This window comes from Citrobacter sp. wls827, assembly GCF_005280875.1.
GTDB classification, from domain to species: Bacteria; Pseudomonadota; Gammaproteobacteria; order Enterobacterales; family Enterobacteriaceae; genus Citrobacter; species Citrobacter youngae.
In genome coordinates this window covers 10,793-25,096 of the sequence record NZ_SZWR01000010.1, presented here as the reverse complement: position 1 = coordinate 25,096, position 14,304 = coordinate 10,793, and the positions used below count along the sequence as shown (strand labels likewise).

The 14,304-nt window shown below is 52.3% G+C and carries 16 protein-coding genes; 3 read left to right on the top strand and 13 right to left on the bottom strand.

Annotation, left to right across the window (positions count from 1 at the left end; genetic code table 11):
- The 11 genes from FDX03_RS22970 to rseD form a co-directional block, all read right to left on the bottom strand.
- On the bottom strand, positions 1 to 149 hold a 149-nt coding region (locus FDX03_RS22970; RefSeq protein WP_249357004.1), incomplete at its 3' end, for a pyridoxine 5'-phosphate synthase.
- An 11-nt stretch (positions 150 to 160) separates the two neighbouring features.
- A complete protein-coding gene (recO, locus tag FDX03_RS03515) occupies positions 161 to 889 on the bottom strand; it encodes a DNA repair protein RecO (protein WP_061068364.1) in 729 nt (242 codons plus the stop codon).
- A 27-nt stretch (positions 890 to 916) separates the two neighbouring features.
- On the bottom strand, positions 917 to 1,822 hold the full coding sequence (era, locus tag FDX03_RS03510) for a GTPase Era (protein ID WP_005130325.1): 906 nt from the start codon (positions 1,820 to 1,822) through the stop codon (positions 917 to 919).
- On the bottom strand, positions 1,819 to 2,499 hold the full coding sequence (gene rnc / locus FDX03_RS03505) for a ribonuclease III (protein WP_003037579.1): 681 nt from the start codon (positions 2,497 to 2,499) through the stop codon (positions 1,819 to 1,821). The genes era and rnc overlap by 4 nt, the downstream gene beginning before the upstream one ends.
- 238 nt (positions 2,500 to 2,737) lie before the next feature.
- Positions 2,738 to 3,712, bottom strand: a complete 975-nt coding sequence (gene lepB, locus FDX03_RS03500; RefSeq protein ID WP_048210888.1) for a signal peptidase I — start codon at positions 3,710 to 3,712, stop codon at positions 2,738 to 2,740.
- 15 nt (positions 3,713 to 3,727) lie between these two features.
- Complete coding sequence (gene lepA / locus FDX03_RS03495; protein ID WP_005130327.1) at positions 3,728 to 5,527, bottom strand: translation elongation factor 4; 1,800 nt, start codon at positions 5,525 to 5,527, stop codon at positions 3,728 to 3,730.
- 270 nt (positions 5,528 to 5,797) lie between these two features.
- Complete coding sequence (gene rseC, locus FDX03_RS03490; protein ID WP_115643035.1) at positions 5,798 to 6,262, bottom strand: SoxR-reducing system protein RseC; 465 nt, start codon at positions 6,260 to 6,262, stop codon at positions 5,798 to 5,800.
- Positions 6,259 to 7,215 carry a sigma-E factor regulatory protein RseB gene (gene rseB / locus FDX03_RS03485; RefSeq protein WP_048210886.1) on the bottom strand — a complete coding sequence of 319 codons (957 nt, stop codon included), beginning with the start codon at positions 7,213 to 7,215 and terminating at the stop codon, positions 6,259 to 6,261. The genes rseC and rseB overlap by 4 nt, the downstream gene beginning before the upstream one ends.
- Positions 7,215 to 7,865 carry an anti-sigma-E factor RseA gene (gene rseA, locus FDX03_RS03480; protein ID WP_005130332.1) on the bottom strand — a complete coding sequence of 217 codons (651 nt, stop codon included), beginning with the start codon at positions 7,863 to 7,865 and terminating at the stop codon, positions 7,215 to 7,217. Before rseA ends, rseB begins: the two co-directional genes overlap by 1 nt.
- A gap of 31 nt (positions 7,866 to 7,896) precedes the next feature.
- Entirely contained in the window at positions 7,897 to 8,472 is a 576-nt protein-coding gene (rpoE, locus tag FDX03_RS03475) for an RNA polymerase sigma factor RpoE (RefSeq protein ID WP_003037573.1), read from the bottom strand.
- The gene (rseD, locus tag FDX03_RS03470; RefSeq protein WP_124022090.1) at positions 8,469 to 8,633 is read right to left on the bottom strand and encodes a rpoE leader peptide RseD; all 165 of its coding nucleotides are present in this window, start codon (positions 8,631 to 8,633) and stop codon (positions 8,469 to 8,471) included. Before rseD ends, rpoE begins: the two co-directional genes overlap by 4 nt.
- A 263-nt stretch (positions 8,634 to 8,896) precedes the next feature.
- On the opposite strand from rseD, the gene nadB reads away from it, so the two are divergent.
- Complete coding sequence (nadB, locus tag FDX03_RS03465; RefSeq protein ID WP_048210884.1) at positions 8,897 to 10,519, top strand: L-aspartate oxidase; 1,623 nt, start codon at positions 8,897 to 8,899, stop codon at positions 10,517 to 10,519.
- Here the strand turns inward: nadB and trmN are convergent.
- Positions 10,504 to 11,241, bottom strand: a complete 738-nt coding sequence (gene trmN / locus FDX03_RS03460) for a tRNA(1)(Val) (adenine(37)-N(6))-methyltransferase TrmN (protein WP_124022089.1) — start codon at positions 11,239 to 11,241, stop codon at positions 10,504 to 10,506. The genes nadB and trmN overlap by 16 nt on opposite strands.
- 130 nt (positions 11,242 to 11,371) lie before the next feature.
- Here trmN and srmB point away from each other — a divergent pair, with 130 nt between their 5' ends.
- Entirely contained in the window at positions 11,372 to 12,700 is a 1,329-nt protein-coding gene (gene srmB, locus FDX03_RS03455) for an ATP-dependent RNA helicase SrmB (protein ID WP_061068367.1), read from the top strand.
- A gap of 17 nt (positions 12,701 to 12,717) precedes the next feature.
- Here the strand turns inward: srmB and FDX03_RS03450 are convergent, their stop codons facing one another.
- Positions 12,718 to 13,614 (bottom strand): LysR family transcriptional regulator, encoded by an 897-nt coding sequence (locus tag FDX03_RS03450; RefSeq protein WP_115601644.1) that lies wholly within the window; start codon positions 13,612 to 13,614, stop codon positions 12,718 to 12,720.
- A 102-nt stretch (positions 13,615 to 13,716) separates the two neighbouring features.
- Between FDX03_RS03450 and eamB the strand changes: the two genes are divergently transcribed.
- Positions 13,717 to 14,304: a cysteine/O-acetylserine transporter gene (eamB, locus tag FDX03_RS03445; protein WP_137345481.1), complete on the top strand. Its 588-nt coding sequence runs from the start codon at positions 13,717 to 13,719 to the stop codon at positions 14,302 to 14,304.

Below are 14,304 nucleotides of genomic sequence, written 5' to 3'. Positions count from 1 at the left end.
CGGTCTTCACGCAGGTGTACGGTAATACCGTCCGCGCCCGCCTGCTCAACGATAAACGCCGCCTGAACCGGATCCGGGTATGCGGTGCCGCGTGCATTACGTAACGTGGCAATGTGGTCAATATTGACGCCTAACAGTAATTCAGCCATGACAATCCTCGTTAATCATTATTTGTTTTTACCGCGCGTTTTGGCATAAATTGCCGGAACAGTTCCCGGCTTTTTAACGGCTTACCACCAAGATACGGCTTTAACGCCATGCGGGTAAAGCGTTTCGCGGCGCGTAACGTATCGACATCGGGAAATTCACGTGACTCAAGCGCTTTGAGATGGCGTCCGGTAAAAGTGGAATTATCGATCACTACGCTGGCGATAAACCCTTTTTCTTCCCGGTAACGATAGGTCATGGTGTCGTCTACCGGCTCGCCGCTGCCCGCACAATGGGTAAAATCGACGCCGTACCCCAGATGTCCAAGTAAGGCCAGCTCAAAGCGACGCAGCGCAGGCTCTGGCGAACCCGTCGCACCAGCCAGCGCCTGGATACAATTCAGATAATCGAAAAAGAGTTCAGAAAAACGGGTCTCGTACTCGAGGACGCGGGAGATAAGTTCGTTGATATACAAGCCGCTGTACAGCGTGATACCGCTAAGAGGGAGCGCCAGAGAAACGGCTTCAGCGCTACGCAGGGTTTTGACCTCACCGCGGCCGCCAAAGCGAAGTAACAACGGGGTAAAAGGCTGGAGTGCGCCTTTGAGATTAGAACGTTTGGAACGTGCGCCTTTAGCCACCAGGCGCACGCGACCCGACTCTTCCGTGAAGACGTCCAGCACGAGACTGGTTTCGCTCCAGGGGCGACTATGCAAGACAAAGGCTCGTTGCCATCCTTCCATATACTCGCCGTGTTTCAGAAGATAGGTTTAGACGTCGTCGCCGTAACCGAGGCTACGCAGCGCGCGTTCGTCATCGGCCCAGCCAGATTTCACTTTCACCCACAGTTCGAGGTGAACGGGCGCTTCGAACATCTCCTGCATGTCTTTACGCGCTTCGATGCCGATGGTTTTGATTTTGGCCCCTTTGTTGCCAATAACCATCTTTTTCTGCCCTTCACGTTCAACGAGGATCAGACCGTTAATATCGTAACCACCGCGCTCGTTGGAGATAAAACGCTCAATTTCCACAGTAACGGAATACGGCAGTTCAGCCCCCAGAAAACGCATCAGCTTTTCGCGGATGATTTCAGAAGCCATAAAACGCTGAGAACGGTCAGTGATGTAATCTTCCGGGAAGTGATGGATAGCTTCCGGCAGATGCTTACGTACGATGCCCGCAACGGTATCGACATTCAGACCGGTCTCGGCAGAGATCGGGACGATATCGAGGAAGTTCATCTGGCTTGCCAGGAACTGCAGGTGCGGCAGCAGATCGGCTTTTTCCTGAACGTTGTCTACTTTGTTCACGGCCAGAATTACCGGCGCTTTACCGTCGCGCAGCTTATTAAGCACCATTTCGTCGTCCGGCGTCCAGCGGGTGCCTTCCACAACGAAAATAACCAGTTCAACATCACCGATCGAGCTGCTCGCCGCTTTGTTCATCAGGCGGTTGATGGCACGTTTCTCTTCCATATGCAGGCCCGGAGTATCAACATAAATCGCCTGATACGCGCCTTCAGTATGGATGCCAACAATACGGTGACGTGTTGTCTGAGCTTTACGTGAGGTAATGGAAATCTTCTGCCCAAGCAGATTATTCAACAGGGTGGATTTGCCGACGTTCGGGCGACCGACGATGGCAATAAATCCGCAGTAAGTTGTATCGATGCTCATTCCAGCTCCAGTTTTTTCAACGCCTGTTCGGCGGCAGCCTGCTCAGCCTTACGACGGCTCGAACCTGTGCCAACCACCGGTTCACTCAGGCCGCTGACCTGGCAGTGGATAGTAAATTCTTGATCGTGTGCTTCACCACGAACCTGCACTACCAGATAAGACGGCAGCGGCAGGTGGCGACCCTGCAAATATTCCTGCAGGCGCGTTTTCGGATCTTTTTGTTTATCGCCAGGGCTAATTTCGTCCAGACGCGTTTGATACCAGTTCAGGATTAATTGCTCAACGGTTTGAATATCGCTGTCGAGGAAGACGCCGCCGATCAACGCTTCGACGGTATCGGCCAGAATTGATTCGCGACGAAAACCGCCGCTTTTCAGCTCGCCCGGTCCCAGGCGTAAACATTCACCGAGGTCAAATTCACGGGCTAATTCAGCCAGCGTATTTCCACGCACCAGCGTGGCGCGCATGCGGCTCATGTCACCTTCGTCCACTCGAGGGAAACGGTGATACAGCGCATTCGCAATAACAAAGCTCAAAATAGAGTCGCCTAAAAATTCTAAACGCTCGTTATGTTTGCTGCTGGCACTACGGTGAGTTAATGCCTGCTGCAACAGCTCCTGATGATTAAAAGTGTAGCCCAGCTTCCGTTGAAGCCGATTAATTACGATGGGATTCATGCGATACCAATAAATGAATGCGTCAACAATTCAGCACACGAAACAGACCTGATATACACCCGTCATTAGAGAGACCAATGCTGTTTCGTGTGCCGTGGCAACCTGACGGTGCCAACCTAAAACTTCGGGGGAATATTCTATACACAACGACAAGGGATGTCGTTAGTCTGAGGGAATTAATCCGAGAAATAATTCACGCTGTCGTTATTAAGACGACAGCGTGAACCATTATCAGCAATTAGTGGATGCCGCCAATGCGGCTCAAACGAACACCGGTTGGCCACTCACCTTCTTGTTTGTCGAAACTCATCCAGATTGCGGTCGCTTTACCTACCAGATTCGCTTCCGGTACAAATCCCCAGTAACGGCTGTCCGCGCTGTTGTCACGGTTATCGCCCATCATGAAGTAATGCCCCGGTGGAACGATCCAGGTGGCTAACTGCTGACCCGGCTGACGGTAATACATCCCCACCTGATCCTGCGCGATTGGCACCATCAGAATGCGGTGAGTTACCTCACCCAGCGTTTCTTTACGCTCGGTCAGGCGAATACCGTTGTCTTTCGTTTCGTTCAGCGGAACTTCAAAGAAACCGCTGGTCGCTTCCCCGCCGTTGCGGCGAGCAAACGTCTGCACAAAATCACTTGGCTGAACATCAGAGTACGTTACCGGCAGCGCGTTTTCACAAGCCTGACCAGAACTGCATCCTGGCTGAATCGTCACCTCTTTCGCCACCGGATCGTACGTCACTTTGTCTCCCGGTAAACCGACAGCGCGTTTGATGTAGTCCAGACGCGGATCTTCCGGGTATTTAAATACCACGATATCACCGCGTTTCGGGTGGCCAGTTTCGATCAACGTTTTCTGATAAATCGGATCTTTAATTCCGTAGGCAAATTTCTCTACCAGAATAAAATCACCAATCAACAGTGTTGGCATCATCGAACCCGACGGGATCTGGAACGGTTCATAAATAAATGAACGCACCACCAGCACAATAGCCAGTACCGGGAAAACGGACGCACCGGTTTCCAGCCAACCCGGCTTAGGGGCAACTTTTTTCAGCGTTGCTTTATCCAGTGAATCGCCTGCAGCGGCCTGTGCCGCAGCCTGGCGCTCCCGGCGTTTTGGCGCGAAGACAAACTTATCTACGCACCATAAAATGCCCGTCACCAGTGTGGCAATCACCAGAATCAGGGCAAACATGTTCGCCATGCCAACTCCTTAAGATTATTTGCTGTCTTTACCGACATGCAGAATAGCGAGGAAGGCTTCCTGCGGCAGTTCGACGTTACCGATCTGCTTCATTCGCTTTTTACCCTCTTTCTGTTTTTGCAGCAGCTTTTTCTTACGGCTGATATCGCCACCGTAGCACTTAGCCAGAACGTTTTTACGCAGTTGCTTAACCGTTGAACGCGCAATGATGTGCGTACCAATGGCCGCCTGAATTGCGATATCGAACTGCTGGCGAGGGATCAGATCTTTCATCTTCTCGACCAGTTCACGGCCACGGCTCTGGGAGTTATCGCGGTGGGTAATCAGCGCCAGTGCATCGACGCGTTCGTTGTTGATGAGAACATCAACACGTACCATGTCGGAGGCCTGGAAACGTTTGAAGTTATAATCCAGCGACGCATAGCCGCGAGAAGTCGACTTCAGACGGTCGAAGAAGTCGAGGACCACTTCCGCCATTGGAATTTCATAGGTCAACGCAACCTGGTTACCGTGGTAAACCATGTTGGTCTGTACACCACGCTTCTCGATACACAGCGTAATAACGTTGCCGAGGTATGCCTGCGGCAGCAGCATATGACATTCAGCAATCGGCTCGCGCAGTTCGTAAATGTTATTCAGCGGCGGCAGTTTGGACGGGCTGTCGACGTAGATAGTCTCTTTCGCCGTGGTTTCCACTTCATAAACTACGGTCGGCGCAGTGGTGATCAGATCCAGATCGTATTCACGTTCCAGACGCTCCTGAATGATCTCCATGTGCAGCAGCCCCAGGAAGCCACAGCGGAAACCGAAGCCCAGCGCGGTAGAACTTTCCGGTTCGTAGAACAGGGAAGCATCGTTGAGGCTCAGCTTACCAAGCGCATCACGGAAGTTTTCGTAGTCGTCGGAGCTGACCGGGAACAGACCCGCATATACCTGCGGCTTCACTTTTTTAAAGCCAGGCAGGGGTTTATCTGCCGGGTTGCGAGCCAGCGTCAGGGTATCGCCTACCGGCGCGCCGAGGATGTCTTTAATGGCGCAAACTAACCAACCTACCTCGCCACACTTCAGTTCTGTACGGTCAACCTGTTTCGGCGTAAAGATACCCAGGCGATCTGCGTTGTAGACCTGACCGGTACTCATCACTTTGATTTTGTCGCCTTTACGCATGGTACCGTTTTTAATACGCACCAGCGAGACCACACCGAGATAGTTGTCGAACCAGGAGTCGATGATAAGCGCCTGTAACGGGCCTTCCGGGTCGCCTTCTGGTGGCGGAATATCACGCACCAGACGTTCAAGAACGTCGGTCACGCCAACACCGGTTTTCGCCGAGCAACGGACAGCGTCAGCCGCATCGATACCGACGATATCTTCAATCTCTTCCGCCACACGCTCTGGATCGGCGGCTGGCAGGTCAATTTTGTTCAGTACTGGCACTACTTCCAGATCCATTTCCATGGCGGTATAGCAGTTAGCCAGTGTTTGCGCTTCAACACCCTGCCCGGCATCAACCACCAGCAGTGCGCCTTCACAGGCGGCAAGCGAGCGTGAAACTTCATAAGAGAAGTCAACGTGGCCCGGGGTGTCGATAAAGTTAAGCTGGTAGGTTTCACCATCAGATGCTTTGAAATCGAGCGTCACGCTCTGCGCTTTGATAGTAATACCGCGCTCACGCTCAAGATCCATCGAGTCGAGAACCTGCGCTTCCATTTCACGGTCAGACAGGCCACCGCAGATCTGGATAATACGGTCAGACAGCGTCGATTTACCGTGGTCGATGTGAGCTATGATTGAAAAGTTACGTATGTTCTTCATATAGTGTAATTATTGTGCCTTACGCCTGCCTGGGCAGGCTCTGAGAAGTCGCTGTTCTGAGCTTAACGTCTGTTTTAGTGAAACGCCGCATTCTACACTACATCGCTGAGGCGAGGAAATGTTCATAGAGCAAGGATAGCGGGAACTGGAAACAACTTTGCAAAGTCAGTGAAACTTTTGCCGGATGGCGGCATAAACGCCTTATCCGGCCTACCTTTGCATCTGAGGACGCTGTAGGCCTGATAAGCGCAGCGCCATCAGGCAAAGATATCACTGCGGGGTTTCAACACGAATCAGATCGGGCGAGAGAGCTACGTTGAGAATAACCGGCTGCCAGGCTTCACGCTCAGCAAGCTTACGGGAATATCCTCGCGCAATCAGGAATCCCCCCACACCGCCCAGTATCGCCCCGCTGAGTGCGGCGATATCGCTGCCAAACAGCACCTGAAACAGCGCAGCAAAAATAAAGAGTCCCGCCAGCGGAGACATATAAACCAGCATCGCCGAGCCTAACAGGCTCCCTTCGGCAATACCCAGTTCAACTTTCTGCCCAGGCGTCAGCGGTTCATCGCTGGGTACCACGATAGTATGCGTTGTTTGCGGCCCCAGTTTGTTCAGCACACGACTGCCGCATCCAGTCCGCGACGCGCAGCTGCTACACGATGCTTTAACATCGCAGCTGACCGTCGCCAGGCCATTTTGCCAGGAGACGACTGTTGCCCATTCTTTAATCATTGCGCGGCCCTGAACTTAATATTATCCGCGATACGCTTTGCCGTTTGCGGCGGGAGCTCGCCCACAATGGTGATTTCGGCATTATCCCGCACGGTAGTACTGACCGTTCGACGTCCGGTACGCAGCAGTTGATCGGCGCTGTTTTGCGACGCGCGGTTCACGTTCACAGAAAAACTGAACAGGCCATCAGAATACAGGCGCGATTCAATCGGCATGTTATCCATTGTCGGCAGCGGGCGTCGACTGCTGGAAACCTCGCTGAAGCCTTGCGGTAACCACGATGGACTCCAGTTGAAGTTCGTTTTCTCCCCCGCAGGAACTGACAGTAACGGCGGAAGGTTTGCTTTCGCCAGCGTCTGCATGCTGTCGCTAACCCCGTTATTGACGGTAAAGGCGATAACGCGGAATTGTTCAAGCGTTTCGCCATCCCGATCGAGGAGATCGACACGCATTGGCAGCTTGGTTTCGGTGTCCATCCAGACGATGTAGCTGTAACGCGTACCGTCACGCGCTACCACGCGGATAACTTCACAGAGTCGGTCGGCAATACGCGTGCGTCCTACCGCGATAAAATCATAGTAGGGTGCAAGACGTTTAAAATCGGTGTAAATCAGGGATGGCAGAGAATCAACAATATAGTCGCCATTCAGCGTGAACGGTTCGAGTCCTGGCTCAAAGTAACTGATTTCATTGCCACGTTGCACCACTTCCCGACGCGGTCCATCCATTTGCAACAACTGTGCAAGAGGGCGGTTGTCCTGGCGGGCATGGCGATAACGTAGGGATTCAACGCCCTGCTTATTGATGCTGACAAATGACAGCTCATAGGTGAGCGACTGGCTGGCCAGATTCATCTGCTGCAACAACGCCCCGGACGCAGGATTGGCCGAGGCGTTTACAGAGAAGAACAGGCTACCAGCCACAAGTGACATGGCAAACCAAAGTTGCTTCATTACTGCGATTGCGTTCCTAAAGTTTGAATTCCTGGCACCTGGACAGCGGCTTGCTGTGTTTGCGCCTGCTCAAACTGAAGCTGTTCGGAGTGCAGTCGACGTTGCAGTTCGTAATCCTGCAACATGGCATTAATACGACGACGCTGCTCCTGTACCTGCTGTTGCTGACCGCCGCTGGCAGTCGCGTCAGAAGGTACACCCAGGCTCACCGGACTGGCTTTCCCCATCATCGGTAATGTATTAAATACCGGCGTTTCGGGCTGCTGGGACGTTTCAGATTGTCCATTATAGTGCTGGACGCCAACAATAACTGCAAGTGATACACACGCGGCCACACCCATTTGGGTAAGCTGCGCGGCCCACGGACGCATTTTCTTCCAGAATGGCATTTTCTGCCACTGATGCGGTGCTGGCTGGGCCTCAGGGATCAATGGCACCGCCTGACGTACTGGCTCATCTGCGATAGCAGCCATTACGCGGTCGGAAATATCGAAATGGAGAACGTCGGCGGTATCACCTCGCATGGAATCGCGAATCAGGTGATAACTCTCCCAGGTTTTTTGCATTTCCGGGTCATGAGCCAACTCTTTGAGCAACTCAGTGTCCAGCGTTTCGCCATCCATTAAAGCGGAAAGTTTTTCTTTCTGCATGCCTAATACCTTTTCCAGTATCCCGCTATCGTCAACGCCTGATAAGCGGTTGAACTTTATTATCAATAGCTTCCCTCGCTCGGAAGATACGTGAACGCACCGTACCCACCGGACAATCCATGATAGCGGCTATCTCTTCATAGCTCAGGCCATCCAGCTCCCGCAAGGTTATTGCCATGCGTAAATCTTCCGGGAGGGACTCAATAGTTCGGAAAACTATCTGTCTCAGTTCTTCTGACAACATTAAGTTCTCAGGGTTCGAAATTTCTTTCAGCGCACCGCCACTTTCGTAATTTTCTGCTTCTATCGCATCTATATCACTGGAAGGTGGACGACGCCCCTGAGCGACCAGGTAATTCTTCGCTGTATTGACTGCAATACGATACAGCCAGGTATAAAAAGCACTATCTCCCCGGAACGAGTCCAGCGCACGATAGGCCTTGATAAATGCTTCTTGTACAACATCGGGAACATCGCCCGACGGTACATAGCGGGAAACCAGACTCGCCACTTTATGCTGGTAGCGAACCACCAGTAAGTTAAAGGCTTTCTGATCTCCCTTCTGGACCCGTTCAACCAGGACCTGGTCCGTTAACTGCTCGCTCATCCGAGGTAAAGTCTCCCCAAACCAAATTTCCACGCGCTTTCGAAACGCCACTCCATAAGCTTCACTATGAGCAAGCAAAAGCTTAGAGTGCTCAAGTTTCGTAAAGTTCCGTTACGCATTTGTTTTTGTTTGTCATGTTGTAGACAGGTCTTATCTCTCATTATAAGTCTACATAACCCGATCAACGCACTATCTGTATAGAAATGCCCATTTCACCGCCAGCAGAGTAACCCAACAGCCACTTTATTTCACCTCATAATCTGATGCTAACGGCCTGCTTCACAAAATATTTTTGCTCTTTCACTCATCCACATACCCTCCCCCTGTGTTTAGCCATTGCAACACAGTTGAAAATAAAACGTGCAGCATCGCGCAGTATGATGCTATGGTGAACGAACAATGTTTAGTAAATTAAACAAAAATCATGAATACGACTCCCGAATTATCCTGTGACGTGCTGATCATTGGCAGCGGGGCTGCCGGACTCTCACTGGCGCTACGCCTGGCTGAAAAACATCAGGTCATTGTCCTGAGCAAAGGGCCAGTTAGTGAAGGCTCGACATTTTATGCTCAGGGTGGCATCGCCGCTGTTTTCGATGAAACCGACAGCATTGACTCCCACGTTGAAGACACGCTGATTGCAGGGGCCGGTCTTTGCGATCGTCATGCCGTTGAGTTTGTAGCCAGTAACGCCCGCTCGTGTGTCCAGTGGCTAATTGATCAAGGCGTCTTATTTGATACTCAGGTTCAACCCAATGGCGAAGAGAGCTATCATCTGACCCGAGAAGGCGGCCATAGCCATCGACGAATCCTGCATGCGGCAGATGCCACTGGTAAAGAGGTCGAAACCACATTGGTCAGCCAGGCGCAAAGTCATCCGAATATTCGGGTACTGGAGCGCAGTAACGCCGTGGACCTGATTGTCTCTGATAAAATTGGCCTGCCGGGAACACGTCGGGTTGTCGGAGCCTGGATCTGGAATCGTAATAAAGAAGCCGTTGAGACCTGCCATGCGAAGTCGGTAGTGTTGGCCACTGGCGGCGCTTCTAAAGTGTATCAATACACCACCAATCCGGATATTTCTTCGGGCGACGGTATTGCGATGGCCTGGCGCGCAGGATGCCGCGTCGCCAATCTGGAATTTAACCAATTTCACCCAACCGCGCTGTATCATCCACAGGCGCGCAATTTTCTGCTGACTGAAGCGCTGCGCGGCGAAGGCGCACACCTGAAACGCCCGGATGGCTCACGCTTTATGCCCGACTTTGACAAGCGCGGCGAGCTGGCCCCACGTGATATTGTCGCCCGTGCCATCGACCACGAAATGAAGCGCCTCGGCGCTGACTGTATGTTCCTCGACATCAGCCATAAGCCCGAAGAGTTTGTTCGTCAGCATTTCCCGATGATTTACGAAAAATTGCTGGGACTGGGCATCGATCTGACCAAAGAGCCGGTCCCCATCGTTCCTGCTGCGCACTATACCTGCGGCGGTGTGATGGTTGATGACTTTGGTCGTACAGATGTCGACGGGCTGTATGCGATCGGCGAAGTGAGTTATACCGGCCTGCATGGCGCCAACCGCATGGCGTCGAACTCGCTGCTGGAGTGTCTGGTGTATGGCTGGTCTGCGGCGGAAGATATTGACCGCAGAATGCCTTATGCCCGCGGCGTTAACTCGCTCCCGGGTTGGGATGAAAGCCGGGTAGAAAACCCGGATGAGTTGGTTGTCATTCAGCATAACTGGCATGAGCTGCGGCTGTTTATGTGGGATTACGTCGGCATCGTGCGCACCACTAAACGTCTGGAGCGCGCCCTGCGCCGTATCACCATGCTGCAACAGGAAATCGACGAGTATTACGCCCATTTCCGTGTGTCGAACAACCTACTGGAGCTGCGCAATCTGGTGCAGGTTGCCGAGCTGATTGTCCGCTGCGCGATGATGCGCAAAGAGAGTCGGGGCCTGCACTACACGCTGGATTATCCAGAACAGCTTCCAGAGGCGGGCCCGTCAATTCTCTCGCCGCTCAGTCATCACATAAACAGATAGAATGCCTGGGTCAGCGCCGTATAACCTTCAGAGTAACGTTGGTCTGGCCCACGGATAACCAACCTGTCGCTAAAGCACTCCCCGGCCTGCGGGGAGAATGCCAGCAATACCCGATGCGGTAGACGGGCCTCGGTTTCTGCTACATCTGTGCGCAATCGCAGATGCCAGCCCATGCCAAGTGCCTGCTGAGTAAATGCGTTACCAATCTGCTCCGGTAGCACTACACAAAAAAAGCCTTCTTCCGTAATGCTGTCCGCCGCCAGCGTAAGCAATGCCTGATGATCGAGCGTGGTGGTGTAGCGTGCCTGCTCGCGCTGCGGCGTAGCACATTCCACGCCCTGTTCATAATAGGGAGGATTGCTGATTATCAAATCAAAACGCACGGTCTGGCGCGGTATCCACTGCTGGGCATCTTCCGTATGCACGTTCACACGATGCATCCACGGAGATTGCGCGATGTTCTCCTGCGCCTGCTGCGCGGCGTCGACATCAAGCTCCACGGCGTCAATGATGACGTTTTCATCAGTGCGCTGGGCCAGCATCAGCGCCAGCAGGCCGCTCCCGGTACCAATATCCAGGATCCGCTTTACGCCCGCAACGGGGGCCCAGGCCCCCAATAAAATGCCGTCCGTTCCGACTTTCATTGCACAACGATCGTGTGCCACAAAAAACTGCTTAAAAGTAAATCCATTACGTCTAAGTACGGATGTAGACTGGGGCATGAAGAACAACCTTCCTGGAAAAAAAACGATAACATAGGATAAAAACAATACCTGAGAAGGTATATCCATACAAACAGATGAAGATTGCAGCCGTAACGTCTATAATCAGCGCCCCACTCAGAGGTAGAACATGACTGTAACGACTTTTTCCGAACTTGAACTCGATGAAAGCCTGCTGGAAGCCCTCCAGGAAAAAGGTTTCACTCGCCCGACCGCCATTCAGGCTGCCGCCATTCCGCCTGCGCTCGATGGCCGTGATGTACTCGGTTCTGCGCCGACAGGCACCGGTAAAACGGCGGCATATTTGCTGCCAGCGTTGCAGCACTTGCTCGACTTCCCGCGCAAGAAATCAGGTCCACCGCGCATTTTAATCCTGACACCGACGCGCGAACTGGCGATGCAGGTTGCCGAACACGCCCGTGAATTGGCCAAAAATACGCATCTGGATATTGCCACCATTACCGGCGGCGTGGCTTACATGAACCACATGGAAGTCTTTAGCGAAAACCAGGACATCGTGGTCGCCACCACGGGTCGTCTGCTGCAATACATTAAAGAAGAGAACTTCGACTGCCATGCAGTTGAAACGCTGATCCTCGATGAAGCAGACCGTATGCTGGACATGGGCTTTGCCCAGGACATCGAACATATCGCCGGTGAAACCCGCTGGCGTAAGCAAACGATGCTGTTCTCCGCCACCCTGGAAGGCGATGCGATCAAAGATTTTGCCGAGCGTCTGCTGGAAGATCCTGTCGAAGTCTCGGCAGATCCGTCCACCCGCGAACGCAAGAAGATCCATCAGTTTTACTACCGTGCCGATGATATCGAGCACAAAACTGCCCTGCTGATCCATCTGTTAAAACAGCCGGAAGCGACCCGCTCAATTGTCTTTGTACGCAAACGCGAACGTGTGCACGAGCTGGCTGGCTGGCTGCGCCAGGCAGGCATTAATAACTGCTATCTCGAAGGCGAGATGGTGCAGAACAAACGTAACGAAGCGATCAAACGCCTGACCGATGGTCGCGTGAACGTGCTGGTAGCCACCGACGTTGCCGCTCGCGGGATCGATATTCCTGACGTCAGCCACGTGTTTAACTTCGACATGCCGCGCAGTGGCGATGCCTATCTGCACCGCATTGGTCGTACCGGTCGTGCCGGGCGTAAAGGTACTGCAATCTCTTTGGTTGAAGCGCATGACCACCTGCTGCTCGGCAAAGCGAGCCGCTATATTGACGAGCCGCTGAAAGCACGCGTCATCGACGAACTGCGTCCAACCACGCGCGCGCCAAGTGAGAAATCCAACGGTAAGCCATCCAAGAAAGTGCTGGCGAAGCGCGCCGAGAAAAAAGCGAAAGAGAAAGAGAAGCCGCGGGTGAAAAAACGTCACCGCGACGCCAAAAATATCGGCAAACGTCGTAAGCCGAGCGGAGCTGCTACCCAGCAGTCCGACAAAGAGTAAACCGAATGCCGGGCCGTTTAGCCCGGCATTTTTTCATGCGCAGCAAAGCTCTCTGTAATACATTCCATAAAAACCCGTATCGCTGGGCTAACGACTTTTCCGGCATGATGTGCGCACAATGCGGTAATCCGTTCAGGCTTTTCACTGAACGGCAACTCGATTAATTCTCCTGAGTGTAATTCCTTCTCAACGGTAAACCGCGGTAAAAAACTGACACCAAGATTCGCAGAGACGCATTGCTTGATGCTTTCGATACTCCATAGCTCAATAGTATTTTCCAGCGTTATCTGCCGCTTACGCAGCAGACTTTCAAAACGCTGTCTAAAAATACATTGCGGTTCATTAATGATAAAACTGCAGGGAATATGCTGATTATGCTGAGTGAAATCAACATCCTGAAGAGCCGGAGAGGCGACCAGCGCCAGTGACTGTTCACCCAGTGACAGCATCTCAAGCGCCTCATCATTCCCAACCCGATAAAACACCCCCAGATCAACCTCATCGTCCAGCAGGGCATCACGAATGACATAACAATTGAGCGACTGTAGGGACAACCGAACATTGGGAGCGCGTTGTTTAAAGCGCTGTAAAACCTGCGGCATTTTATAGGCCAGTAACGTTTCTCCGGTTGCGACGCGGAGATCGCCGCTCGGTTGTGCATCTTGTTGCACCGTCTGACGGATCGATGCCATCACACGCGTCAGGTCATGTATATGCGGCATCAGCCGTTTGCCCTCACTGGTGAGACACATCCGCCGGCCAATTTTTTCGAATAGCTGTACTGAGAGTTCTTGTTCAAGCTGTTGAATATGAAACGTTACGGTTGATTGCGTACAGCAAAGCTTTTGTGAAGCCCGAAGGAATGAGCCCTCTTCCACTACCGTTTTTAACGTAATAAACCGACGTAAATCCATCCTCACCAACCTATCGAAATTATCGAATTCAAAATACAAAAACATTCATTTTTTTAAATCTTATATCTCGGGTACTGTCTGCTAAAACAGAGGAGATAACAAGTGACACCCATGCTTTTAAATGCATTCTGGACCTATACACTGATTACTGCGCTAACACCCGGCCCGAATAATATCCTCGCGCTGAGTGCGGCGACATCACATGGCTTACGTCAAAGCACGCGTGTTCTGGCCGGAATGAGTCTGGGCTTTTTAATCGTCATGCTGCTGTGCGCCGGGATCTCGTTTTCGCTGGCCGTCCTGGATCCGGCTATTATTCATTGGCTGAGTTGGGCAGGGGCAGCCTACATTTTATGGCTGGCGCTGAAAATCGCCACCAGCCCAGCCTCAAACGATAGGCTGCAGGCGGAACCGATTAGCTTTTGGGCGAGTTTTGGTTTGCAGTTTGTGAACGTCAAAATCATTTTGTACGGCATTACCGCGTTATCCACATTTGTATTGCCATATACACAGGACGCGCACTGGTTGATTGGAGTGAGTATTCTGCTGGCGCTCATCGGCACCTTCGGGAATGCCTGTTGGGCGCTGGCGGGCCATATTTTTCAGCGCATCTTTCGCCGTTACGGTCGGCAGTTGAATATCATTCTGGCATTACTGTTGGTGTATTGTGCGGTGAGGATTTTTTACTAA

Bases quoted from the DNA above. Each gene is read 5' to 3' on its own strand.
- recO (WP_061068364.1), bottom strand. From the start codon at position 889: ATGGAAGGATGGCAACGAGCCTTTGTCTTGCATAGTCGCCCCTGGAGC.
- era (WP_005130325.1), bottom strand. From the start codon at position 1,822: ATGAGCATCGATACAACTTACTGCGGATTTATTGCCATCGTCGGTCGC.
- rnc (WP_003037579.1), bottom strand. From the start codon at position 2,499: ATGAATCCCATCGTAATTAATCGGCTTCAACGGAAGCTGGGCTACACT.
- lepB (WP_048210888.1), bottom strand. From the start codon at position 3,712: ATGGCGAACATGTTTGCCCTGATTCTGGTGATTGCCACACTGGTGACG.
- lepA (WP_005130327.1), bottom strand. From the start codon at position 5,527: ATGAAGAACATACGTAACTTTTCAATCATAGCTCACATCGACCACGGT.
- rseC (WP_115643035.1), bottom strand. From the start codon at position 6,262: ATGATTAAAGAATGGGCAACAGTCGTCTCCTGGCAAAATGGCCTGGCG.
- rseB (WP_048210886.1), bottom strand. From the start codon at position 7,215: ATGAAGCAACTTTGGTTTGCCATGTCACTTGTGGCTGGTAGCCTGTTC.
- rseA (WP_005130332.1), bottom strand. From the start codon at position 7,865: ATGCAGAAAGAAAAACTTTCCGCTTTAATGGATGGCGAAACGCTGGAC.
- rpoE (WP_003037573.1), bottom strand. From the start codon at position 8,472: ATGAGCGAGCAGTTAACGGACCAGGTCCTGGTTGAACGGGTCCAGAAG.
- rseD (WP_124022090.1), bottom strand. From the start codon at position 8,633: ATGAGAGATAAGACCTGTCTACAACATGACAAACAAAAACAAATGCGT.
- nadB (WP_048210884.1), top strand. From the start codon at position 8,897: ATGAATACGACTCCCGAATTATCCTGTGACGTGCTGATCATTGGCAGC.
- trmN (WP_124022089.1), bottom strand. From the start codon at position 11,241: ATGCCCCAGTCTACATCCGTACTTAGACGTAATGGATTTACTTTTAAG.
- srmB (WP_061068367.1), top strand. From the start codon at position 11,372: ATGACTGTAACGACTTTTTCCGAACTTGAACTCGATGAAAGCCTGCTG.
- FDX03_RS03450 (WP_115601644.1), bottom strand. From the start codon at position 13,614: ATGGATTTACGTCGGTTTATTACGTTAAAAACGGTAGTGGAAGAGGGC.